The sequence below is a fragment of the Rhodohalobacter sulfatireducens genome, from assembly GCF_022012475.1.
Classification (GTDB): Bacteria; Bacteroidota; Rhodothermia; order Balneolales; family Balneolaceae; genus Rhodohalobacter; species Rhodohalobacter sulfatireducens.
Map to the genome: position 1 here is coordinate 99,397 of NZ_JAKLWS010000012.1, position 24,245 is coordinate 123,641.

Genomic DNA, 24,245 nt, shown 5'->3' on the forward strand with positions numbered 1-24,245 from the left:
ATGCATAGTTTACTCAATTGTTTATCTGTTTGTTTACCATCTTAAAAGGGAAAAAAGAAAAATGAATAAATAATCTGCACTCTTAACTTTCATAGGTCAATTTGAAAGTGTTTAACATGACTAAACAGTAATTAAACAATATGTTTAAATTAATGAATTTATTGTACTTACTGTTTATATGGAAAGTCATTGAGTTACTCTTGAACTAAAATGCAAAAGGCCCCAGTCTTGGCGGTCAACCTTTCACGGAGCCTTTCTGAACTCTAAAATTAGAGCGTTATGAAAACTACAAAAAAACAAGCAATCGATCTCACCAAACACTTAATAGCTAACTAACCTCGAATCCCTTTCCAGTGAAATGGGAGAGTCTGAATTTGAAACCTTTCTTGAAAATGAAATTCTTCCTGTGATTGACTCTAAAGAGAACGTGTTCAATTGTACAGCCTTTGAGAAATCGCAGCTTCTTCATACTACCTCAAGACCTATTGACTGGATGAATGGAGATGATTTTAGCTTGTCTATCTCCGGGATGGATATTGATACCTTATTTACCTTGATTGATATTATCAACTACTCCAGTACTGTATTGGAATCCAAAGAGAAGTACCAAGGGAATACCAAGCAGTTAAAGAGGGATGTAGAATCATATTAGGAAGCACTCATCAGCGAATGCCAAAGCCGGTTACAATGGATTGGTGATCAAATTGAACAGTTGGAAGCAGCATCTTAAAGTATATCCCCGGTGTGAATAGCGCCGGGGTAATTTGAGGCATATATTGAAAAAACTTAAATCATTATTTAATATTTATTAATTCTTGGAACACAGAATATTGATTAAAAATAAATATAATGATAAGGATTTTGTTAAATATGGTGGTTTGAGGTAATTATGCTAAATTGTAACTATCTATTAATCATTGTATAATTGCACTCATTCAATATTGAAAATTCAATAATTTTGCTATAATGGATGAAAAAAAAGGTGAAAGAAAAAACATTCCAATTCGTTACAAGAAAAATACCTCCTATGAAACATTTTTTGCTGATGGAGCAATGGGAGGATGGACTCCTAGGAAGAATCTAAGTTTAGATTTTTATGTAGAAAAAGCAGCTACACCAGATATAGTAGTTCATGAACTTACCGAAGAGGGACATCTAGGGGAACTAATTGAGCGGAAAGGTGATGTGGGGTTTGTAAGAGAAAAGCAATTAGGAATTGTAATGAATGTCCAAACTGTTGTCGAACTAAGAGATTGGTTAACAGCCAAGATTGAAGAGGGGCAAGAGAAAGGAATTTTTGAGATCCAAAAGCTAGAAAATAAAGATACAGCCAAATAAATATTTATTATGAGTACAGGGACTGTTAATTACTCAACATCTACTCCTGCAACTACCACAGATGAGGGTAAAAAAAATAAATTTATTTTTGTTTTTTCATCATTTAGTAGCTCAAGTCAAAAAGGAGAGGAGTGGGATTCTAAAACCGTTAAATATGGTGGTGAAGAATATCTCGACCACATCAAAAGAGAAAAAGAAGTTGATGCTTTTTTAAATAATATGCGAAATAAAGCTGAAAACGAAGGGTATCCATCTTACTCTGTAGTAATGAATTTTGAAAATCTTTGGTTAGAGTTACAGCATGATTTTGAAGCAGTGCTTACTAATCCTACAGCCTCTTTGTCGATGGATGATAGTATCACTTTAACATATAGATTTGCTGAACATTACATCGAATTTGAAGTATTTGATGATAGAACAGAGCTTTTTTATGAAAATGAGATTTCTGGACAAACATATTTTCAAGAAATCCCAAAAGGCTTATCTATAATAGACAAAGTAGATGAATTAATACTCGATATTTCGCTTTAGAAGTAAATAATTCAAATGGGTACAACTGAAAGTAGTAAGCCTGGCTCCACTGGGGAAGAATTGGATTGCGAAGAGAATGTTTTACGTTTTGGGTTAGAGCAGTCAAACTATGAGAGAGTAGAACCAGCGGCATTTGCATTGAACTCAAGTGAAAGGCGTGAGGATTGGAAACGTATTTCGGTATGGGAAAAATCTTTAACTACAATTGATCATGCTCAAAATTTGCTCAGCAATCCTAAACGAAAACTTTTAATTGATCTGAATGTCGGAGATGTAAAAGGAATTGAGATTAGAGGTAAAACAAACGTTTTGAATGTGAAATGGGACCGTTTACCGGAATGTATCGAAGAAGATGGTACCAAGGGTGAAAATTATGACCCGGGTTGTGAAGGGCACTGTGCGCTTGACGGTCTTTATACAGGTAATAAAAAAACAAGAAAAATAATTAGAAAAAAATTAGCTGATCTTGCCACTGATTCTAATTTTGAAGTTCTTGATACTTAAATTTTCTTAGGTAACAATAAAATATTCATCAGTACTTTTTTACAATCCCATCCTTCGTCTGCTCTTCGGTGATACGCCAAGTGTAAGTCTGTCCATCAAACTATATCTCTAAGTAGTGATCGTCTTTGGTTCTGACCACAAACTGAAAGATGGAGGTCTTTTTTCGCCTGTGCCTGGTACATTGTCTAATCTCTATAACGTGGTATTTCCGACCGTTCTCTCGTTCAATTCTATATGTTGTAATCTTATGCTTGAGCTTTGGCGTATCGAAACCATTCAGGAAGCAGAGAACATTAATCGGTGGGTAGTGATTTGGTTACATGATTGAACTTTTAATGAAAGTACATTAAGTAAATGACAGAAGGTGTCACCGAAGCGAAATTTTATTTGTTCAAAATCATTGATTTTTGCTTCTTACAGGTAATAAAGTTTTAAAGTAGATTCAGCTGAAAATAGTTGGCATCTCATCTTTGTCTATATTTTCTTTTAAAATAAGTATTAGAGTTTATAATAACCCAGAGAGAGAAGTTTTTGCAGTGTATTAGGTTATCAATTTAGATCAAGGTTTAAACAGTAAAAATCAATAAAATTTCTTGATATGAGTACTGCAAAAACATTTATTAGAGTTCTATGGGCGATTTTAAAAGTTACGGCCCTGTCTGTTTTTATCATTGGTGTGATTGTTATTTTATTTCTGCTTCTTATTGAAGGGCAAGATATTGATGTACCAGGTTCGGTGCTCTCTTCATGGTTAAGCATTTCAGGAACAATCATTCTGATTTTAACACTCATACTTTTGTCAGTTTTTTTGATTTGGTTGGCCAGATTGATTTTTTTACGCAAAGAAGTTTTTGGATCGAATCCAGTAGCTCGCATCCTTGGTTTTGGGGTAACAGCTATATTTTATTCGGGTGCTGTTCACGCTACGATCACAGCTCCAATAAGATTTATTATTAATTTATTTTCACAACTTCCTTTTGCTCTTCGAGAACTTACCAGTAGTGTGGGTCCCGGGGTAGATTATACAATAGATCTTTGTTCGGACTATTTCATAACATTGATTTTAAATTTTGGATCTGAAATTGCCAGAGCGGTTAATACATTATTGGTTGCTTTACCTATCAGTGATATTGTTATTGCTTTGGCAATTTGGGTTTTTATTGGTCAACTATTTAGTAGCGTATCTTCATCGACTGATAAAATTTCAGGTGACTTATTAGGAAAGAGCAGGGTATCACAGTTCATTCAAAATATGCCAAAAGCAAGACGTATGAATGTTCTGCTTTCGGGAATCTTTTTTATTAGTGGTTATCTCTGCATCGCATCAATTGTTGCTATACCATGGTTGCAACAGGAAGAATCTCCGGAAGTTTTGAATACTGAAAGCCTGGAACAGCGACTTAGCGAATCACTTTTATCCTTGGATACTATTGATAATCGATTTCAGCAAATGGTTAGTGATGAATCGGATTTATTTGAGCCCCTGCGTCCCCTCTTGGCAATATCAATTGACTCTATTCTTAGGGATACCTTATCGACTGAATTAAAAAATGCATGGGATCAGAATGTTTCAAGAATCGAATCAGAAATAACAAATATACAAAGACGCCGTAATCACTTTATTTCAGAATGGCGTCAATTTCGAGACCAAATTCCAAATAGACAAAACAATTTATTACAGACAGCGGTAAGTGATTTTGAAACGAATACGTTGGCCCATATGAGTACTCAAGAGAGGTCTTATTATTTCCAAAATATTGTGAGATGGTTTCAGGGTAGTATATCTCAATTACAACGACCCGTAGAGAATGGATTAAAATACTTGCAATCACAAGAAGATCTGATTAACAGTTGGATAAACAATGTTGAATCTTCATTAGAACAAGATGTGATAAGGTTAGGAGGTTATGCTGATGATCCTACGATATATCTGGACTATTTTGGCAAATTTGGCAGTAGTTATTCAACAGATTATATTTTTACAGATTACTTTCGACTCTTCTAACAACCATCAGCAGAAATACGACCAACACCACCCGAACCAGGATTAGGTTTAGGGATATTTGGTTGGATATCCGCATGGCTACTACAAACGAGATCATTTCCACTGGTTTTAATTAGTGGAATGCTTGGTTTTGGTTTACTGGGAGCAGCTATTTCAAGTTTCGTCCGGGAACAGGTAACAAGAAAAGATAAAGACCAAAATGAACCATTGGTTAAAGACTTAGTCGGCGTTCTTGTTAGGGGACTTTCGGCGGCTGTAGTAATATTTCTTGCAGTCGTTGGTGGTCTTGCTATTTTTACGGAGGGAGCTCAACAACCGAATGCCTATGTACTCTTCTTTACATGTTTGGTAGGTGCAGTTTTTAGTGATGATGTATGGATTTGGGCTCGAAAGAAATTAGGAGACAATCTCACTGGTGATAAAGAAGAAAAAGAGACCGAGAAAACAAAAGACCCAAAAGAGTGAAAAATAGTGACAAAATCGGGAATAAGGTTCATCTTTAATAGTGTTTAAGAGCCACTATGTTTTTTGCTCGGTGAACTATTTTATAAAATTTTGTAAGGATTTCCGATTTCTCAGTTCATTCTATTTATGTCTAAATTCATAAAATTTAATTCATTTTTTAGGTGTTACTCATCAAGTTTCTTTTGAATATACTTTTCTGCTACTCTAACTATAGCATCAATTGAGCCTTCGAGACCTTTTTCTTTAACCTTTTTCTTAATGTTATTCCAGGTTGTTGCATCTTGGATTTTAGAAATAAACTGATGACCACTGAAGGTTAGCCTTTTAATAAAGGCAAGTTGAGATTTGTCCCCGATACCCTTTACAAACTCAGCTTCAATAAAACCGGCCTCTTTGGCAAGTTTGATGTGTTCATTTAGGTATTCGTCTTTAATATTTTCGTATTCACTTTCAAATTTGTTTATGAATTCACTACCGTCTATAAATTTTCCAGGTTCAAATTCTTCAATTTTTATCAAAATATTCCGAAATAAATCTTGATCCATTTTCATAGCCATTCGAATTGATTAGTAATAGTTATTGACAGAATAATCGGAGTTAAATGATATGCTTTCCATATAAAAATTTTTAATAATGATATGTGGCTTATGTATGTTAATGCAGTGTTAGATATACGCACAGAAAAGAGCGGTAGTAGAGGGGCGAAATTAGGTCTTTTATCCCGTTTGTTTAACAGATGCTTAACAGAGAAGGGGGTTAATATATGTTAAGGTTTTGATATTTAATGTCTTATACATTTTTAAAAGTACCCAAGAGAGGACTCGAACCTCCACGTCCGTGAGGACACATGCACCTGAAGCATGCGCGTCTACCAATTCCGCCACTTGGGCATTTCAATAAAGACTTAAAATATAGGAAGGATTCCGGACAGTTTGCAATAACAATGTTGAATAAAGTTGTAGTCTGTAGACAAGAAATTGAGTTTGAGTTATTTTGAGGAGTGAAGATTTTGGAGTGCCGAAGGTAGAGTTTGAAATTGATCGATAATAACTTCATATCTTTTTTGCACACCGATTCGAACATTAAACTTTAGACCTTAAACTTTGGACAAGAAAGCTTATTATCCGTAGAGCCAAATATTAAGTTTAATAGTTGTTTTCAATGAAGAACGGTACATTTGACGAAACCGGGCAGAAGATCTTTGAAAAGATAGACGCCTCGATCTATTCAACGGCGAGTAAAGCCTCAAAAGTAGTAGCCTCAGAAATTGCCAACCTCATCCGGGCCCGAAATCAAACAGGACAAAATACGGTTTTGGGGCTCGCAACCGGTTCCACGCCACTCCAGGTGTACAGCGAACTGGTGCGCCTTCATGAAGAGGAGGGACTCAGCTTTAAAAGAGTTATCACTTTTAACCTGGATGAGTATTACCCGATGCATCCCGAAGAGATACAGAGTTACGTGAGATTTATGAATGAAAATCTCTTCGACAAGATAGATATCCCGCAAAAAAATATTCATATCCCCGACGGTACCATTCCCAAAGAGAAGGTATACGAGTACTGTAAAGAGTATGAGCGAAAAATTGATGAAGCCGGCGGACTGGATATCCAGATTTTAGGCATCGGGCGGACAGGCCATATTGGTTTTAATGAGCCGGGTTCTTTGGCAAAAACCCGAACCCGACTGGTAACATTGGACGAAATTACTCGCTCTGATGCAGCCGCAGCTTTTTATGGTGAAGAACGCGTTCCCCGGCAGGCCATTACGATGGGTGTGGGAACCATCCTGAAAGCAAAAAAAATCTACCTGATGGCCTGGGGTGAGCCAAAGGCCAAAGTCATTAAAAAATCACTCGAAGGAGAGGTGACTGAACAAATTCCTGCCACATTCCTTCAAAATCATGAGAATACGAAAGTGATTTTGGATGAAGCAGCCGCTTCAGAGCTAACCCGACGTAAAACTCCATGGTTGGTCGGGCCTTGCGACTGGGATGAAAAAATGATCAAAAAAGCGGTTACCTGGCTGAGCTTAACAGTAGAAAAGCCAATATTGAAACTTACTGACGAAGACTACAACCAGCACGGGATGAGTGATATCCTGATTGAGTTTGGTCCGGCGTACAACATGAATATCCACATATTCAACAAAGTGCAGCACACCATTACTGGGTGGCCGGGAGGCAAGCCCAACGCTGACGATACCAACCGGCCGGAGCGAAAAGAGCCGCATCCCAAACGAGTCTTGGTTTTTTCCCCGCATCCTGCTGATGATGTGGTTTCCATGGGAGGAACACTGATGCGACTTGTAGAGCACGGACATGAAGTTCACGTGGTGTATCAAACCTCCGGAAATATCGCCGTTTATGATGATGAAGCACTTCGTTATGCCGATTTTATCTCGCATCAAAGCCGGGATTCTGAGGAAAAGAACCTTTTCAAAAATTTGTCTGCCTCGGTGGCTGCCAAAGAGCCCGGTGACCTCGATTCACCCGAAATGCTGAAATTAAAATCAAATATTCGTAAAGTGGAGGCACGGTCTGCCTGCCGGTATTGCGGAATTCCAGAGGAGCGGATCCGTTTCCTGGAGATGCCGTTTTATGAAACGGGCCGAGTGAGGAAAAGCGGTCTCAGTAAAAAAGATTTAGACTTGGTTCGTGATTCCATCCAAAATGTTAAACCGCATCAAATATTTGCGGCGGGGGATCTGTCCGACCCGCACGGTACTCATCGCATATGCCTGGAGGCCGTCCAAAAAGTGCTCAAAGAGATGAAAGATAAAGATTGGATGGATGACTGCTATATTTGGCTATACCGTGGAATTTGGCAGGATATTGAGGTCAGTGACATCGATATGGCCGTACCGCTGAGTCCCGGTGAACGCCTGAAGAAGCGAAAAGCTATTTTTAAGCATACATCCCAAAAAGATCAACCCAAATATCCCGGTACCGTAAGTAATGAATTCTGGATGGTAGCTGATGAGAAAACCATCAAAAATGCAAAAGATTACGACCGCTTAGGCCTTGCTGAATATGATTCAATAGAAGGTTTTTCCCGTTGGAAAATTTAACAATTGGAATCGATCCCATAGAAACCGATTTTCATATAAACATCAAATAATACTCTAATCATGAAACATCTTATTCTTTTCATAACCTTTTTTTGTTTATTCACAACTGCAGTTCAATCTCAAATCAACTCCCCGGACGATGATCCCCTTCGTGTGATCGCTATTTTTGCCCATCCGGATGATGCAGATTTTAAGATGGCCGGTACGGCTATTCAGATGGCACAGGCGGGGCATCAAGTCAAGTACCTCTCCATCACCAATGGAAATGCGGGTCATCATGAAATGGGAGGCGGAGTTCTGGCAAAAAGACGAAGAGCTGAAGCAAAAGAAGCTGCAATAAGAACGGGCATAGCCGAATATGAAGTTTGGGATTATGATGATGCCAAACTGATGCCGACTCTCGATATTCGAATGGAAGTGATTCGTGCAATTCGTGAGTGGAATGCAGATGTAGTTCTCGGGCTTCGGCCGAACGACTACCATCCCGATCACAGGAATGCCGGTAAGCTGGTTATAGATGCATCCTACATGGTGATTGTACCGAATGTTGTGTCCGACACACCGCCGCTGGAGAATAATCCTGTTTTCCTGTATATGCAGGATGGTTTTACAAAACCTAATCCTTTTAGTCACGACATTGTCGTTTCAATTGATGACTCATTTGAACTGAAAGCTCAGGGTTTAGATGCCCATGTTTCCCAAGTTTATGAATGGATGCCCTGGACAATGGGAATGTTAGACGAGGTGCCTGTAGGTGAAGATGAAAGGTATGAGTGGTTGAAATCTGTTTACCTGGGGCGTGGAGTTTCAGACGCACAGCGAGCCGGCCTTGAAAAATGGTATGGTGCTGAAGAAGCCTCTGAAGTTGAACATGCCGAGTCGTTTGAAATTGCCGAATATGGACATTATCCCACCGATGAAGAGATTCGAATGATCTTCCCGATGTTGGACTGACCTTACAAGTAATAATGATACCGGTTGGCAGCTAGTCAGCCGGTGTTTTCTTTGGGTCAAAAGAAGGACAAAAACCTCTATTTTTTAAAACATGCAAAATTCTATAGCGGCTATTGGAATAGATTTTGGTGCAACCAATATCCGGGCGGGTTTGGTGAAGGACGGAAAAATTCAATCACTCAAAAAAAGAAGACTACCTGAAGATAAATCTGTTGATTCTATTCTCTCAGCTATGGTTGAGATGATTGATTCGGTGGATGATGGTATAAAAAAAGTTGGTATTGGAGTTCCAAGCGTCGTCGACTCAGAAAAAGGAATTGTATATGATGTAACAAATATTCCTGGCTGGGATGAGGTTCCGCTAAAGCAACAACTTGAAAAGGAAACCGGGAAGCAGGTTTTCATTAATAATGATGCAAACTGTTTTGCCCTTGGAGAGTACTACTTTGGTGAAGGACGGGAAAAAAGGAATCTAATCGGTTTAGTGATCGGAACCGGTTTTGCAGGTGGTGCAATTATCGACGGAAAAATCTATGAGGGCAGAAATTGCGGGGCCGGGGAGTTTGGAATGATTCCGTACAAAAATTCCATCCTGGAGCATTACTGCAGCGGTCAGTTTTTTTCAAGGCAACTTGGGTTGATTGGTGAAGAAGTTTATAAGCAAGCCCTCGCCGGAGATCGAAAAGCCATAAAAACCTTTGAAGTGTTGGGGATACACATCGCTGAAGCTATAAAAATTGTACTCTATACCTTCGATCCGGATTCGATCGTACTTGGAGGAGGCATAAGTAAAACGTTTGATATTTTTAAAGATGCTTTTTATAAAGGGCTGGAAACATATGGCTTTCCAAGCTCCTTGAAGAACATTAAAATTACGATCTCTAAAACCGAACATGTGGCTGTTCTCGGTGCCGCCGCTTTAACTACAGACTAATCCAGATGCAATTTTTATCATGAACCGATCTCTTCGTTTCTTTTTAGTTTCTGCTTTTACGGTACTGTTATTTCATTCAAACAGCTTTGCATCGGACACGGTGACGATTCATGTAAAAAATGCTGAATCAGGTGTACCTGTGAAACTCGGAATTCCATTCCCCGAAGGAGCTCTCTACTCTCCGGATCATGTTCGTGTTCTGAATAACGATGGACAGGAAATCATATCACAAACCACGCAGGTGACAACATGGGAACCGGCCAATTACAGTGTGAAATGGCTCTGGATTTTCTTTTTCACGGATAATTCTTCTGAGTACACCGTCGAGTATGGAGAGGACGTTCGAAAAACAGTTGAGATTGAGCATCCTATTGTTTTCAAAAATAATCAGCGGGATAACGGTTTTGCCGAAATCGATACAGGCCCCTTGAAATTTCGGGTAGATAAAGGGGGATCCGGATTTATCGATTCCATCTTGCTGAATAGTGACGGAATTAATTTTTCGGATAAAGATACAGTTGCAACCGGAATCAACGGCCGCGGTTCATTCCTGGACTATATCAACGAAAACGGGCCGGATGCATCCACGGCAGTGGTTAAGCAGCATTTTATTGAAAAAGGGTCGGGACCGTTGCATGCCATTCTTCGTGTAGAAGGTGAGTACCAGTACAATCGGGAGGAGCACGATGCATCTCCGTTTGTCACATATATTCATGCCTATGCGGGGAAGTCGTATGTGAAAGTTTATCACACGATCACTTACACCGGCCAACCGGATAACAGTGAACCTCTGAACGGAAAACAGTTTCCTGAAATCGCTACACAATCGGAGCTAATTGTTGATGAGGATCAGCGGCAAAGAGATGAAGGCCTGACTGAACCGTATGATATGATAGAGCAGTCGGGTTTAAGTTTGGATTATCGTTTATCGGGAGAACAAATATTTCGATCTGAACTGCTTTCAGGAAATTGGTGGGAAGAGGGTGAGTCGGTTTTTGTGGAAAGGAATCTGACAGACGAGCTTAGCTATTCGGTATTTCAAACCGGGCCCGATCCTACGATGTCTTCGGAAGATACAAGCTCAACTCCGCAAGAACGTATTCATGGATTTGAAGCCAGTATTTCGGCCAATGGGACACCTGTAGAGCAGAGTCATAAGGCGGCAGGTTGGATGAGCATTTCAGGGGATCAGTTTGGCGTGAGCATTGGAATTCGAAATATGTTTGAGGAGTATCCTAATGAACTGGCTGTAGATCTTGAATCGGGTGAGGTTTACGCATATTCATGGAGTCCGAATGAATCACCAATGAGTTTTGAGCGCAGTGTTCCTCAATTTGGAATGCCCGGCAACTTTGCCACGGGGCTGACCAAAACCACCGAAACCATTTTCTACTTCCATGATGGAGATCAAACACTGTCTGAAATCAAAAAGACCATGGATTTTGTTCTGAATCCACCGGTGGCGCATGCCGATCATTCCTGGTATGGCATTTCTGGAGTTTATGGAAAATTCGCCGATGCCGATCACAATTTCCCGGAGCTGGAGCGAAGCATGCAATATAAATTTGACTGGATGCTCTTTAACCAAAACTGGGAGCCCTGGTATGGTATGTTTAATTACGGCGATGTAAAGAACTACTACTTCCGTGAAAACTGGTATCAATGGGCGAATAATGAACCGGCTCAGGATTTTATGTGGTGGACAAACTTTATTCGTACGGGTGAATCAAAAATGTATGAAATGGCGCAGGCTTCAAGCCGACACAGTATGGATGTGGATAATGTTCACTGGCCCCGCCCGGAGAAGTATCGAGGGGATTCCAACAGTGCGCTGGACTGGTTTATGTCTGAAAAGCAATCTGACGGAACGCCATATCTTGGAATGGGGCGCAGGCACTCAGATGGACATTGGTCATCTATGCTCTCTGCTCACGTTTGGGTAACAGGCTGGCTGGCATCATACTACCTGGATGGATATCACCGAGGGCTCGACGTCGCAAGGATGACCGGCGATTATTACATCCGTCGAATTTTTGGTGAACATGGACTTACTGGCCGAAGATTATACCTGTCGATTTGGAACCTTGCTGAACTGTATGATGCCTCAAAAGAACAGATATATCTCGCTGAACTGAATGATCGGATCGACCAATTATTAACTCTTCAGAAACAGCAGGGCGGACGTATGACGATAGACCGATACGGCTATTCCCAGAATTATCTCTCGCATGGACTCACCAAGTATTTGCAGATGTTTGACCGTCCAGACATTAAACACGAATATCTAACCCACGCACGTAGTATTCGGGATGTTCCGCCCATTGATCACGATTACGAATCATTCTTATCGAGTATTCATCCGTTGATCACTGCATTTGATTTTACCGGTGAGAAACAATTTTTGATCGAGGCATGTGAGCGATCTTCTCATTTGTTGATTGATCAAATGCCAACACCAATTAGCGAGTTTGAAACGCAAGCCGAGTTTCAAGCAGCGATGGAGGATGTGAGTAACCTTCCGATGTCTACAAGTGATTCCTTCTTTAGTCAGCGTTTGCCTGTTTGGAGTTTCTCTATGGGGCTGAGGATTTTCGGCTGGACACATGCATATAGTGTTCCGTATATGATTGACAGGCTTGAAAAATTCGATGATCTTTCGGAATTCTCATCTTGCGTTCGGTAGGTTTACTATACCCAATCCGGGATTACACCTACTTCAACGCCAAAAATATACGCAAAGAAATAATATGTAGCGATGGTAAGTATCGTTGCGATGATGATATTCAACCATAAACCAGCTTTTGCCATCTGCGGAATCGATACCTTTCCACTGCCGTAGATAATAGCATTTGGAGGTGTAGCTACGGGCAGCATAAATGCACAACTTGCAGAGATGGTCGCTGGAATGATAAACAACATGGGGTTTTGACCCATCCCGATAGCAGTAGAAGCAAGAATAGGAAGAAAAGCCGCTGTCGTTGCTGTGTTACTGGTGATTTCAGTTAAAAATACTACGATAAGTATGACGGCGAAGATCAACAGGATAATTGGAAAAGTTTCCAGGCTCTGAACGCTTTCTCCAATCCAGGCTGCCAACCCGGATGAGCTTATGGCATTAGCAAGGCTTAATCCACCTCCAAAAAGAATGAGGATTCCCCACGGCAGATCACGCATATTTTCCCAAGCGAGTAACTTCTGGTGTTTTTTTGAACCGGAAGGAATGATAAACAGAACAATCCCGGCTGCGATGGCGATACCCGCATCAGATAAACCGGGTAAGATGTTGGAGATCAAAGGACGGAAGATCCATAATGCTGCAGTCATCGTAAAAACGACTGCAACGCGTTTTTCCGGGGTAGAGATCTTGCCAATTTCTTTTAATTGTGAATTGATAACCTTCCGACCTCCCGGCAGCTCTTTTAGTTTAATAGGGAAAACAACTTTTGAGAGGATGATATACATGAGTGGTAGAAGAACGATGGCCAGCGGTATACCAATACTCATCCATCGCACAAAACTGATTTCGATTGAGTAGTTTTCGAGCATGAATCCTGCAAACAGCGCATTTGGCGGTGTTCCGATCAGGGTGGCAATACCGCCAATATTACATGCATATGCGATGGCCAGAACGAGTACAATTTCAAAATTAGTTACCGGCAAATCATCAGACTTTTCTCGTTCAGTAAAGTGAAGTACGGAGAGCGCAATGGGTAACATCATTAAAGCCGTTGCGGTATTGCTGACCCACATACTTAAAAATGCCGATGCAATGATAAATCCAACAATGATGGAAGAGGGTTTTACTCCTACATAGTTGATAATTCGCAAAGCGATTCGCTTATGAAGTTCCCATCGCTGCATGGCAATAGCGATGATAAATCCCCCCATAAACAGAAAGATAAGAGGGTTTGCATAAGGAGCGGTTGATTCACCGATTGGCGTGATTCCCAAAACGGGTAGAAGTACAATAGGAAGGAGAGAGGTCGCAGCGATTGGGATGGCTTCCGTAATCCACCAGAAAGCCATTAAGACGGCTACAGCAGTGGTTTTCCAGGCAACGGCACTCATTGTTTCCGGTGAGGGCAAAATCAAAATGATGACAAAGAAAACAAGACCAAGATAGAGGCCGCTTCTCGAAAAATTCAGATTTATCTGCAAAAGTGCTCCAATACTTATTATTTATGGTCTGGTTAAAGAGAATCCCCCCGATAAATCGCTGAGAAATACAATCAAAAGCTGGTAGATTGAAAAAGAGCCTTCATCATATTGTGGTAGGATGATGTCAATTGAACCGATCGGCGCTGCATCATTCGTTCCATCGCTTCGACGGCTTTTTCGAAATGGTAAGGCACAATATCACTTCCGCTAACCCAGCTAAAAGAGGGTACAAATTTTGGAGGATACTTGTCAGAAAACAAATTGCAGCAAACACCGCAAAGCGTACCGGTGTTCATCATTGAATTGATACCGGTTTTGCTGTGGTCGCCCATAATAGTACCGATAAACTGTTGGCCGGTATCAAACTGTTTTTGGGTTTTCCAGTCAACCACTTTCACGGTGCTGTAGTTGTTTTTAAGGTTTGATGTATTTGTGTCTGCCCCCAGGTTACACCACTGGCCAAACACGGAATTTCCTACATACCCATCGTGGGCTTTATTGGAATAGGAATGGAAAATGGTGTTAGCAATTTCACCACCTACTTTACAAACAGGCCCTACGGTAGTATCCTCGTAAATTTTTGCTCCCATTTTAACGACCGATTTTTCACAAATAGCCGAAGGTCCCCGCACAATGGAATTTGCCATGATTTTAGCGTTCTTTCCAATGAAGATAGGCCCTGTTTCAGCCAGTAACATAGCTCCAGGTTCTATGATCGCACCTTGTTCGATATAGATTTCATTCGGGTTTGTAAAAATTGCATGGGGGAAATCTTGTTCACTTCTCACGAAATTATTTTTTAACAAATCTATATCCCTCCGAATCTGTTCCCCATTTATCTGGAACAACTCCCAACTGTTTTTCAGGATCACCAAATCGTTTGAATTCAGCTCACGGGTAGAAATGTCTTCAAGGTCTATTCCGGTCTGACTCCACTTTTGATGTGTTTCATTCGTAAGCAGAGCGGAAATAAGTTGGCCGTCGGAAACAATTCCTTCATTTTCGGCTAAATCAGTAACTTGTTCAGCGATTTTTTTATGAGGAATGAAGCGAGGATTGATCCAACAAGCTTTCTGGTGGGTATCCGAAAGCGTAAACTCGTCAAAAACTCCTTTTAAGTGATTTCTGAGAATTCCTTTCGGATTTTGATGAACAGCATTCAGTACCTGAATCCATTTTTCGCCAAGAGTTAAAATACCAACCCTCAAATCATAAACGGGGCGGGTGAGTGTAAGTGGATGAAAATTTTCAAGAAAATCATCTTCAAAGAAACAACACGGAGTGTTCATAAATACAAATTTGGTTGTTTTAATCCTCTAAAAAGTTGTGTTAACTTAGGCAATTAAATAAAAATACTTTAAAAAAATTCATTATGTGCGGCATAGTAGGTTATGTTGGAAATAGAGAGGCATCAGAAGTTCTGTTAAAAGGATTAAAAAGACTTGAATATCGTGGGTATGATTCGGCCGGAATTGCTTTGGTTAATGGTGGCCTACACTTTAATAAAGGCAAGGGAAAGGTTGATGCCCTCGCTAAAAAGATAAAGCAATCCGGGTTGGAAGGTCATCTTGGAATAGGCCATACCCGTTGGGCAACACACGGTGAGCCAAATGACATCAATTCACATCCTCATATGAGTGAATCCGGAAATATTGCTGTGGTTCACAATGGTATTATTGAGAATTATACAACTTTAAAAAAGCAATTGATTTCGAGGGGTAAAACCTTTCACAGCCAGACAGATACAGAGATCGTCGCCCAACTTTTAGAGGAGATATATACTACCTCCCGGGGAGTTTCCTTTGAGCAGGCCATACAATTGACTTTAAAGCAAATTGTAGGCACATACGGGCTGGCTATAGTCAATAAAGATATGCCCGATAAGATCTTTATCGCGAGAAAAGGATCGCCTCTTCTGCTTGGTATCGGAGAAAACGAGATGTTTATCGCCTCTGATGCGTCCCCCATTGTAGGCTATACGAATAAAGTTGTTTACCTGGACGACGGTGAGATGGCTACAATCACTAAAGACAGCTACAGCGTTAAAACCATTGAAGATGTTGAGCTGACCAAAGAGGTGCATGAGCTGGCGATCAGCATCGATGAGATTGAGAAGGCCGGTTACCCGCACTTTATGTTAAAAGAGATCTTTGAACAGCCGCGATCCATTGCAGATTGTATGAGAGGCCGATTGAACGTGGAGAACAACTCTATTCAGCTGGGTGGAATTGAAGATGTGATGGATGATTTGGTGAACGCCAAACGTATTGTGATTGCAGCCTGCGGTACCAGTTGGCATTCCGGTTTAGTCGGTGAGTATCTATTTGAGTATTTGGCAAAAACACCCGTTGAAGTAGAATACGCTTCAGAATTCAGATACAGAGATCCACTTGTGGGAGAAGGAGATGTGCTCCTTGTTATTTCACAAAGTGGGGAAACAGCAGATACAATAGCAGCTCTCAGAGAAGCCAAAAAACGGGGTGCCCTGGTTCTGGGAATTTGTAATGTGGTTGGATCAACAATTTCCAGGGAGACAGAAGCCGGTGTTTTTACTCACGCCGGGCCGGAAATAGGTGTGGCATCAACAAAAGCATTTACGGCACAGGTTGTGGTTTTAACGATGATGGCTCTTTCGCTCGGAAAAAGAAAAGGGGTATTGAGCCAGGATGAGATGTCAAAGTTTATCAAAGAGTTGTCAAAGATTCCTTCAAAGGTGGAATACATTTTAGAACATAATGACGAGTCGATCCAAAAAATGGCTGGCCTGTTCACCTATGCTCCCAACTTCTTATACCTTGGCCGAAGTTATAATTTTCCCGTTGCGCTTGAAGGAGCACTTAAATTGAAAGAGATCTCTTATATCCATGCGGAAGGTTATCCTGCTGCTGAGATGAAGCATGGTCCTATTGCCTTAATTGATGAGATGATGCCGGTGGTTGTGATTGCAGCTACGGATCACACAAATGAGAAAATGATATCTAACATCGAAGAGGTAAAAGCGCGAAAAGGGAGAATCATTTCTATTATGAATGATGAAAATTCAGATGTGATGGATCTCTCCGAGTTTCATATTTCCATTCCGACAACAAATGACTGTTTCTCGCCGCTTCTTACTGTTATTCCATTGCAACTGCTTTCCTATTACATCGCTGTAAACCGAGGATGTAATGTAGATCAACCACGAAACCTTGCTAAAAGCGTGACAGTTGAATAAAAATTGATTTGCAATTTGATATTCATGAAATGAAGACAAGCTGATGGTATGGGTACAAATAATGTAACAATTGTGAATAACTTTTGGTTTGTTTGGTGATCGAATGGATCAAAACTCAAAATTCTATAAAAAAAGCAAATATTGTACGTTTTTTGAGAAGTAAATTAAAATGATAGTAAAATCATTAATGTGGATAACTTGATTTTGATTGTTTTTTTAGGTACATACCATTATCAATAAAAATATACCAAACGTTCTGCTCTTGAAATGAGAAATTGGAAATCTGTTCTATTTAAAGTTGCGCTTCTCATTGTTATAATAATCGTGGCTTTTACCGGGTAAAAATTTAAAATTTTAGGACTCTCTTAACTGCTCAAATCTGGTCTGATGCTGAATTCAAATTGTATTCTGCATTCAGGTGATGAAGTGGTGTATCATTTTTATATGTGAGATACCGTCCACCGGGTATGCATCACTCACTTTTTTGAACCCAACGGATTCATAAAATAACTCAAGATGGCTTTGTGCCTCAATAAAAACACTGCTAATACCTCTCTGTGAAAGAATTTTAAGACATCTTCTTACTATCTCTTTACCATAGCCATTTCCCCGGTATGTTTTTTTCACCACAATCCTGCCAATCGAGGGGCGATCAAACTTGATGCCTGCAGGGACAATTCGGGAATAGGTAATGATCTCTCCGTCTTCTTTTAAATAAATATGTTCAGATTTCGTGTCTATGTTATCAATATCATGGTAAATACATTTCTGTTCGATGATAAATATATCCTGCCGAAGCTTTAAAATTTGGTATAAATCACTTGCCGGCATCTCATTTAAATCCGATGTGTGAAACCACTGCATAATCTAAACTTTATCTTAACTGCTGCGTATTGATGATAAACCTTCATAAATAATTGATCATATGTTAAAAATATTAATCATTAATAGCATTGTTGTTTTCATTGGAGCCTACCTGCTTGAAGGAGTAAAAATTAAAAGTTTCTGGACCGCTATCGGGGTGGCCATCGTACTTGGCTTAATCAATATGTTTATAAAGCCTTTAATAGTGTTGCTAACCCTGCCACTCACTATTCTTACACTTGGCCTATTTGTATTGGTGATTAATGCCTGGATTTTAATGATCATTGATAAGCTTATTGACGGATTGACCATCAAAGGGTTTTGGTGGGCTGTTCTTTATAGTATAATTATTTCAGTGCTCAATTCATTTATGCTCTGGATCTTCTAATCGAACGGATTTCTTTCCCAAAGTGTAATGGTGCCGCTGAACTTGTTAATTTTCAATAATTTTCATCATGAAGCGGCATTTTTATTTATTAAACAGGACTTCCTATTTTAAGGGTCGACTCAAAAACATCTTAATGTTTTCATATCTTCTGATTCATTAGTCATTCGATTGGTTTTATCTTTTCTAAAAGATCTATGGTTTCCAAAAAAGTAACTGTTAAGAACGAGTCCGGACTTCATGCGCGTCCGGCTTCAACACTGGTTAAAACTGCATCTAAATTTAAGTCCGATTTTTTTATTAAAATGTATGGATACAAAGTTAATGGTAAGAGTATTTTAGGAGTAATGACTCTTGCGGCTGAATCCGGTGCAGAGATGGAATTAGTACTGGATGGCCCCGATGAAGAGGAGGCTTTAGAGGCAATATCTGAGTTATTTGAAAACAGGTTTAATATGGCACCATGAAGGACTTTCACACAAAAGTATTTTCAGGCCGTCCTGCTGCACATGGAATAGGTATCGGTAATGTATGGCAATTGAGAGAGCCGGATACCACGGTTCATCCTAAAAAAATATCCGATTCTGAAATTGAAGATAATCTTGAGAAATTTCTCAAGGCCCGTGAAATGGTAGGTAACGAATATGAAAAGTTAAAATATATTCCAGATGACGATGATCTTGAGGAGATCATTAATGCACAAATACAGACGATCTACGATCCGGAGGTTACATCTTCAATTAAACAAAAAATTCAGGACGAACACTTTGCGGTTGAGTATGCCATTTTTAATACCCTGAATGATTATATACAGCTGATGGAAAACTCAGGTTCTGCCTGGGCTAAAGATCGAACCATCGATATTGTTTCTATTCGGGATGAACTGATTCGTGCAACGAAAAAAAAGAAGAAAGGATACACTGTAAAAGAGGGAGAGATTGTATTTGCAGGTGAAATTTCCCCTACGGCCATGGTTCAATTGAGCAGGAAAAAAATTGCAGGCCTTGTAATGGAAAAAGGGGGTCTTACATCTCACGCTGTTATTTTATCCCAGTCGCTCGGTATTCCGTGTGTTATTAATGTGCATTGGAATCGGTATGATATTCAAGATGGAAGTGATGTTATCATCGATGGTACAACCGGCCAGGTGATTATTAACCCGTCTTGGAAACAAAAAGAGGAGTACAAACGGCGCAGAGAAGATGAAAGAAAGAGATTTGAAAAAGCCCTGGAATGGGCCAATAAGCCCAATAAAACTTCCTGTGGATCCGAGTTTTCGCTTCGCGCAAATATTGAGTTTTTGGAAGAATTACCCAGGCTGAACAGCCACGGGGCAGAGGGAGTCGGCCTGTTGCGTACAGAAACGCTACTTTTTGAGAGTGATGAATTCGACGTCGAAAAGCAGGTTGCCTTTTACAGTAAAGTGTTAGAAGCAGCTAACGACCATTCGGTAACCATTCGACTGTTTGATGCAGGCGGTGATAAGCTGCTGGATGATTCTGAGTTTGAAGATAATCCATTTTTGGGTTGGCGGGGCGTAAGGATGCTTTTGGATAAGAAAAAGCTTCTAAAGAACCAGATTGAAGCGATCTACAGAGTGTCTGGCAAATTTGAGAAAAAAGTGAAAATTCTCATCCCGATGGTTTCAAGAATGGAAGAGATTCAGGCTGTAAAAGAGATTATTAAACAAGTAAAACAGAATCTCAGCAAGAAAGGCATTCCATTTGACCATGATGTTCAGCTTGGGGTGATGGTAGAGGTTCCAAGTATAGCGTTGATGTCTGAACACGTTGCACAACATGTTGATTTCTTTAGTATCGGTACGAACGATTTAACACAGTACACACTCGCTGTTGACCGTGGAAATGAGAAGATTTCTCACCTTTTTGACAGTTTTCATCCCTCGATATGGAGATTGATAAAAATGACTAAAGACGCCGCCGACAAATATAATATTCCGGTTGCTATATGCGGTGAGATGGCATCAAAACCTGAAGCAGCTGCATGTCTGCTCGGTTTGGGAATTAAAGATATGAGTATGAATACAAGTTCCATCCCTATCGTGAAATCTGTACTGTGCAGCCATAGTTTTAAAGAGATGAATGAACTATCTGACAAAGTTCTCCGGGCTGCTGACCTTAATGAGGTACATGAATTGCTGGATGCCTGGAGAGTTTTGTAAATACGATGTTCTTAAAGAGTTTCGAAGTTATATGCTTTATTGTTTAAACGGGAAACGCTACCACAGCTAATAGAATTGACTTTTAAGGATTAAAACTTAAATTAATTAATTTAATTTGTCCTATCATATTAATAATAAATTGTAAATCATTTTTATTCATAAAATAATTAGGTAATTTCCTTTTTTAGAAATTTCAAACCAATACAACAGCAATCATGTTAGAGAAAAATTTTACTCCTAAACGAACAATTTGCAAAGTAACATTTTCAATCCCTGAAGAGTGGGCTGATAAAGAAGTGAAGCTGGCCGGGGACTTTAATGAGTGGGATAAAGAAGAAGACACTCTTGAAAAGAAGAAAGATAAATGGACAATCACCAAGCGTCTAAAACCAGAAAACACATACCGGTTCAGGTATTTGATTGACGGTGAAAAATGGGAAAATGATGACGCAGCTGATAAATATGTTCCCAATGAATTCGGAACGGAAGATAGTGTGGTAGAAATCGGAAAATAAATTTATGTCTGCAAAATTCGATGTAGAACGTTTCAGCCATATGCTGCAAACCTCTTGGTTGGGACATGAGTTTATCTACCTCGAAAAAACAGACTCCACAAATTCTTATTTAAAAAAAATACCGTCCCGTGAATTAATACATGGGACGGTTACATTGACCGATCACCAGGAGAAAGGTCGAGGGCAATATGAACGAAGGTGGGAAGCAGAGCCCTTTAAAAATCTAACCTTCACCATTGCATTTCGCCCGAAATTAAGTGATCGGTTCAATTTACTTTCACTTGCTGTGGCGTACTCCATCACAGAAGTACTGGAAGAGTATCTCGAAGATTCAGTTTGCCTTAAATGGCCAAATGATATTCTGATAAACGGTAAAAAAATAGGCGGTCTCTTAACTGAGTGTACCTTCAATGGGTCAAAACCTGACCGTGTATTGATTGGGTTGGGACTAAATGTAGGCCAAACGGAATTCAGCAATGAGATCAATAGTATAGCTACGTCTTTGAAACGGGAAGCGAATCACTCGGTAGAAAGGGAGGAACTTCTGAATAAGATCCTGCTGAGTATCGAAAATGTGTATCACCGGTGGCATAAACAGGATGAGATCCTGAAACAAGATATAAGCAAGAAAATTCTTGGTTATGGTGAATGGGTAGATATCGACGTGAATGGCGTTGTACCCAATCAAAAATTTAAATTTATAGGTGTAAATTCGAATGGCGAATTATTGATGTTGAATGAGCAGTTAGATGTCAATAAATTTATATATGAACAAGTTCGAATTATCACCGGTCACCAAATCGTTTCGCAACCAGGTAAAAACCCATCTGTCTGATTCTTCTGTACGTGTTATTGCCGGCATTAGCGGCGGCCCGGACTCGATGGCTATGCTCTATCTTTTACATCGGTTTGATATTGAAACCATTGTAGTACACTGTAATTACCAGTTGAGAGGGGGGGCGTCTGATAAAGATCAGAAGCTGGTGGAGGATATTTGCATGCATTGGTCAATAGAATGTATTTCCATGCGGCTTGATTCCTCTGAAGAGCAAACAGGTAATTTCCAGGATTGGGCGCGGCAGCGTCGATACCAGGCGTATGAGGATATCAAAAAAGAGTATTCTGCTGATCTCATTCTCACAGCTCACCACCAGGACGATCAGCTTGAAACTATTTTACAGAAAATTTTACGAGGATCGGGTTTGGATGCCTGGAAAGGGATGGAGGTTTTGGATGGTTATCTTTTTCGCCCCCTGTTGAATCTTTCCAAGTCGGAGATCATGAAATTTGTACAGCAGTTTAATGTGCCATACAGAATTGACAGAACAAATGAAGAGTCAACCTACGCACGAAATTTTATTCGAAACCATTGGTTCCCTGATTTGAACAGGCTTTTTCCGGGTTGGAGAAAGAATTTACAGAAACTTGCAGATCGTGCGGAAGAGTTCGGATTAATGACTGATCTGATTCTTCAAAAAGTATCCACAACTGGTAATAGGTTGATTAGAGATGATTTTCTTGAACTTGATACAAAAATCAGAGCCTCAATTCTCCTTCAGTTTCTTAAAAAGAATACTGAAGATATCGAAATCAGCAGGGGTTTTTTGAAGAGTATTGATAAGATTGGCGAACTTCAAAGCGGGGGGAAACTACAAGTTTCTGAATTCCATATTTTATACCGTGATCGCGATTTCTTTAAGATTATTGATGATTCGGATCTCAAGGAGTTTAACCAAGTAATTAATAAAAGTCAGCTTGAGGAATCGTTAACGATTTCTGATTGGAAATTATCATTTGTACCACCTCCAAAGAGTTATTCAGACGATATTTTACATTTGGATGAAGAAAAAATAGAGTTTCCGATCACTCTCCGCAGGTGGAAAGATGGTGATTCTTTTCAACCCCTCGGCATGGATGGCACGCAATTGGTGTCAGACCACCTTACTAATCGAAAAATACCATCCACTAAAAAGAAACAGGCCCTTGTCCTGGAATCTTTTGATGGATCAATCTCTGCTCTTATATTTCCCAATTATTCTAAATCATCTGAATTGGGTACAATTTCAGAAAGAGTACGCTGTACATCTTCAACAAAAAGAACTTTAAAGATTACGAAAGCAAATTAATATGGATCTCTATCAGCCAGAGTATGTAAACATAAATGGAGAACAATTTAGAGTTTACTTAACACACGAAGAGATCCAGCAAAGAATTCGGCAACTGGGGGAGAAGGTCAGCCACGATTTTTATGATAAAAAACCGATTTTTATTGGTGTGCTCAACGGTGCTTACATTTTTTTAGCAGATCTGATGCGTTATGTAACCATTCCCTGCGAGGTCGATTTTTTAAAGCTCAGCAGTTATGGGGATGAGAAAGTGTCTTCCGGACAGGTACGTCAGCTCAAAGAAATTGACGCCAATTTGAAAGATCGTCATGTAATTTTAGTTGAAGATATTGTTGATACAGGTCTTTCCATGAAGTATTTGGTTGAGAAAGTTGGGCGAATGAACCCTGCATCACTCTCTGTAATTACAATGCTCCATAAGAGTGAAGCGACTCACCATGATGTCCAGATCGATTATGTGGGTTTTAAAATTCCGGATCTTTTTGTTTTGGGATATGGTTTGGATTATGCCCAGGAGGGAAGGAATTTGGCGCAAATTTATATTTTGCAGGAGAAGAAAAAGAGTGAAAAGAAAACCAAATCTTAGCTTGCAAAGGCCCATAAAAGGTTCCTATATTTGTTGCTCTTTGTGAAACTTATTTGATCATTCGGAGAGGTGGCTGAGTGGTCGAAAGCGCTCCCCTGCTAAGGGAGTATACCCCTAACGGGGTATCGAGGGTTCGAATCCCTCCCTCTCCGCTCAACTACGCTAAAGCTTCGTTGAGCAAGCTCGTTTTGGGCTTGCCGCGAAGCTTTTTTAATTTCAGCTGCTTATCTTGCCGTCAGAGATAAGAAAAAAGCCGTTGCCTTGGAGAAATATTTTAAGACCGGCTCCGTCCAGCCAAGCAATATTAGAAAAAAGAATATTAGGATCTGTTTGAATCCCTCTCTCTTTTAATCGACGAAGCCTTGCGCGTAGTCGATCCGCTCAACTACGCTAAAGCTTCGTTGAGCAAGCTCGT

22 protein-coding genes and 2 tRNA genes are annotated in these 24,245 nt (G+C 39.9%); 19 read left to right on the forward strand and 5 right to left on the reverse strand.

Going from position 1 to position 24,245, the window contains the following annotated elements:
- The first annotated feature begins 358 nt into the window (after positions 1–358).
- The 6 genes from L6773_RS11070 to L6773_RS11095 all read left to right on the forward strand — a co-directional run bounded on the left by L6773_RS11070 (position 359) and on the right by L6773_RS11095 (position 4,843).
- Entirely contained in the window at positions 359–652 is a 294-nt protein-coding gene (locus L6773_RS11070) for a hypothetical protein (protein ID WP_237854440.1), read from the forward strand.
- A 314-nt stretch (positions 653–966) separates the two neighbouring features.
- A complete protein-coding gene (locus tag L6773_RS11075; RefSeq protein WP_237854442.1) occupies positions 967–1,338 on the forward strand; it encodes a hypothetical protein in 372 nt (123 codons plus the stop codon).
- 9 nt (positions 1,339–1,347) lie between these two features.
- Positions 1,348–1,869, forward strand: a complete 522-nt coding sequence (locus tag L6773_RS11080; RefSeq protein ID WP_237854445.1) for a hypothetical protein — start codon at positions 1,348–1,350, stop codon at positions 1,867–1,869.
- 15 nt (positions 1,870–1,884) lie between these two features.
- Positions 1,885–2,373 (forward strand): hypothetical protein, encoded by a 489-nt coding sequence (locus tag L6773_RS11085; protein ID WP_237854447.1) that lies wholly within the window; start codon positions 1,885–1,887, stop codon positions 2,371–2,373.
- Between the two features lie 598 nt (positions 2,374–2,971).
- Positions 2,972–4,378, forward strand: coding sequence for a hypothetical protein (locus tag L6773_RS11090; RefSeq protein ID WP_237854449.1), 1,407 nt, complete (start codon positions 2,972–2,974; stop codon positions 4,376–4,378).
- 120 nt (positions 4,379–4,498) lie between these two features.
- The gene (locus L6773_RS11095; protein WP_237854451.1) at positions 4,499–4,843 is read left to right on the forward strand and encodes a hypothetical protein; all 345 of its coding nucleotides are present in this window, start codon (positions 4,499–4,501) and stop codon (positions 4,841–4,843) included.
- A 164-nt stretch (positions 4,844–5,007) separates the two neighbouring features.
- Here L6773_RS11095 and L6773_RS11100 read toward each other — a convergent pair whose 3' ends face one another.
- Together L6773_RS11100 and L6773_RS11105 are read right to left on the reverse strand one after the other, a co-directional pair.
- Positions 5,008–5,388, reverse strand: coding sequence for a DUF2513 domain-containing protein (locus L6773_RS11100; protein ID WP_237854453.1), 381 nt, complete (start codon positions 5,386–5,388; stop codon positions 5,008–5,010).
- 261 nt (positions 5,389–5,649) lie between these two features.
- A tRNA-Leu gene (locus L6773_RS11105) sits at positions 5,650–5,733 on the reverse strand.
- Between the two features lie 271 nt (positions 5,734–6,004).
- On the opposite strand from L6773_RS11105, the gene nagB reads away from it, so the two are divergent.
- The 4 genes from nagB to L6773_RS11125 all read left to right on the forward strand — a co-directional run bounded on the left by nagB (position 6,005) and on the right by L6773_RS11125 (position 12,483).
- Entirely contained in the window at positions 6,005–7,912 is a 1,908-nt protein-coding gene (gene nagB, locus L6773_RS11110) for a glucosamine-6-phosphate deaminase (RefSeq protein ID WP_237854455.1), read from the forward strand.
- A gap of 60 nt (positions 7,913–7,972) precedes the next feature.
- Positions 7,973–8,866: a PIG-L deacetylase family protein gene (locus L6773_RS11115; RefSeq protein ID WP_237854457.1), complete on the forward strand. Its 894-nt coding sequence runs from the start codon at positions 7,973–7,975 to the stop codon at positions 8,864–8,866.
- A 91-nt stretch (positions 8,867–8,957) separates the two neighbouring features.
- A complete protein-coding gene (locus L6773_RS11120; protein WP_237854458.1) occupies positions 8,958–9,800 on the forward strand; it encodes an ROK family protein in 843 nt (280 codons plus the stop codon).
- 19 nt (positions 9,801–9,819) lie between these two features.
- A complete protein-coding gene (locus tag L6773_RS11125; RefSeq protein WP_237854461.1) occupies positions 9,820–12,483 on the forward strand; it encodes an exo-rhamnogalacturonan lyase family protein in 2,664 nt (887 codons plus the stop codon).
- 5 nt (positions 12,484–12,488) lie between these two features.
- Here the strand turns inward: L6773_RS11125 and L6773_RS11130 are convergent, their stop codons facing one another.
- Together L6773_RS11130 and L6773_RS11135 are read right to left on the reverse strand one after the other, a co-directional pair.
- Entirely contained in the window at positions 12,489–13,958 is a 1,470-nt protein-coding gene (locus L6773_RS11130; RefSeq protein ID WP_237854463.1) for an SLC13 family permease, read from the reverse strand.
- 71 nt (positions 13,959–14,029) lie between these two features.
- A complete protein-coding gene (locus tag L6773_RS11135) occupies positions 14,030–15,247 on the reverse strand; it encodes a putative sugar nucleotidyl transferase (protein ID WP_237854465.1) in 1,218 nt (405 codons plus the stop codon).
- Positions 15,248–15,330: 83 nt separating this feature from the next.
- On the opposite strand from L6773_RS11135, the gene glmS reads away from it, so the two are divergent.
- Positions 15,331–17,172 carry a glutamine--fructose-6-phosphate transaminase (isomerizing) gene (gene glmS, locus L6773_RS11140; protein ID WP_237854466.1) on the forward strand — a complete coding sequence of 614 codons (1,842 nt, stop codon included), beginning with the start codon at positions 15,331–15,333 and terminating at the stop codon, positions 17,170–17,172.
- A 414-nt stretch (positions 17,173–17,586) separates the two neighbouring features.
- On the opposite strand, the gene L6773_RS11145 is transcribed toward glmS, so the two are convergent.
- Complete coding sequence (locus L6773_RS11145) at positions 17,587–18,036, reverse strand: GNAT family N-acetyltransferase (protein ID WP_237854468.1); 450 nt, start codon at positions 18,034–18,036, stop codon at positions 17,587–17,589.
- Between the two features lie 61 nt (positions 18,037–18,097).
- Between L6773_RS11145 and L6773_RS11150 the strand changes: the two genes are divergently transcribed.
- From L6773_RS11150 to L6773_RS11185, 8 genes are all read left to right on the forward strand, one after another.
- Entirely contained in the window at positions 18,098–18,424 is a 327-nt protein-coding gene (locus tag L6773_RS11150; protein WP_237854470.1) for a phage holin family protein, read from the forward strand.
- A 194-nt stretch (positions 18,425–18,618) separates the two neighbouring features.
- Positions 18,619–18,888 carry an HPr family phosphocarrier protein gene (locus L6773_RS11155; RefSeq protein WP_237854472.1) on the forward strand — a complete coding sequence of 90 codons (270 nt, stop codon included), beginning with the start codon at positions 18,619–18,621 and terminating at the stop codon, positions 18,886–18,888.
- Positions 18,885–20,603 carry a phosphoenolpyruvate--protein phosphotransferase gene (gene ptsP, locus L6773_RS11160; protein ID WP_237854474.1) on the forward strand — a complete coding sequence of 573 codons (1,719 nt, stop codon included), beginning with the start codon at positions 18,885–18,887 and terminating at the stop codon, positions 20,601–20,603. Before L6773_RS11155 ends, ptsP begins: the two co-directional genes overlap by 4 nt.
- A gap of 215 nt (positions 20,604–20,818) precedes the next feature.
- On the forward strand, positions 20,819–21,118 hold the full coding sequence (locus L6773_RS11165) for an isoamylase early set domain-containing protein (RefSeq protein ID WP_237854481.1): 300 nt from the start codon (positions 20,819–20,821) through the stop codon (positions 21,116–21,118).
- Positions 21,119–21,122: 4 nt separating this feature from the next.
- Positions 21,123–21,953 (forward strand): biotin--[acetyl-CoA-carboxylase] ligase, encoded by an 831-nt coding sequence (locus L6773_RS11170; RefSeq protein WP_237854483.1) that lies wholly within the window; start codon positions 21,123–21,125, stop codon positions 21,951–21,953.
- Positions 21,886–23,244: a tRNA lysidine(34) synthetase TilS gene (gene tilS / locus L6773_RS11175; RefSeq protein WP_237854485.1), complete on the forward strand. Its 1,359-nt coding sequence runs from the start codon at positions 21,886–21,888 to the stop codon at positions 23,242–23,244. Before L6773_RS11170 ends, tilS begins: the two co-directional genes overlap by 68 nt.
- Position 23,245: 1 nt before the next feature.
- On the forward strand, positions 23,246–23,830 hold the full coding sequence (hpt, locus tag L6773_RS11180; RefSeq protein WP_237854487.1) for a hypoxanthine phosphoribosyltransferase: 585 nt from the start codon (positions 23,246–23,248) through the stop codon (positions 23,828–23,830).
- 63 nt (positions 23,831–23,893) lie between these two features.
- A tRNA-Ser gene (locus tag L6773_RS11185) sits at positions 23,894–23,982 on the forward strand.
- Positions 23,983–24,245: the final 263 nt, after the last annotated feature.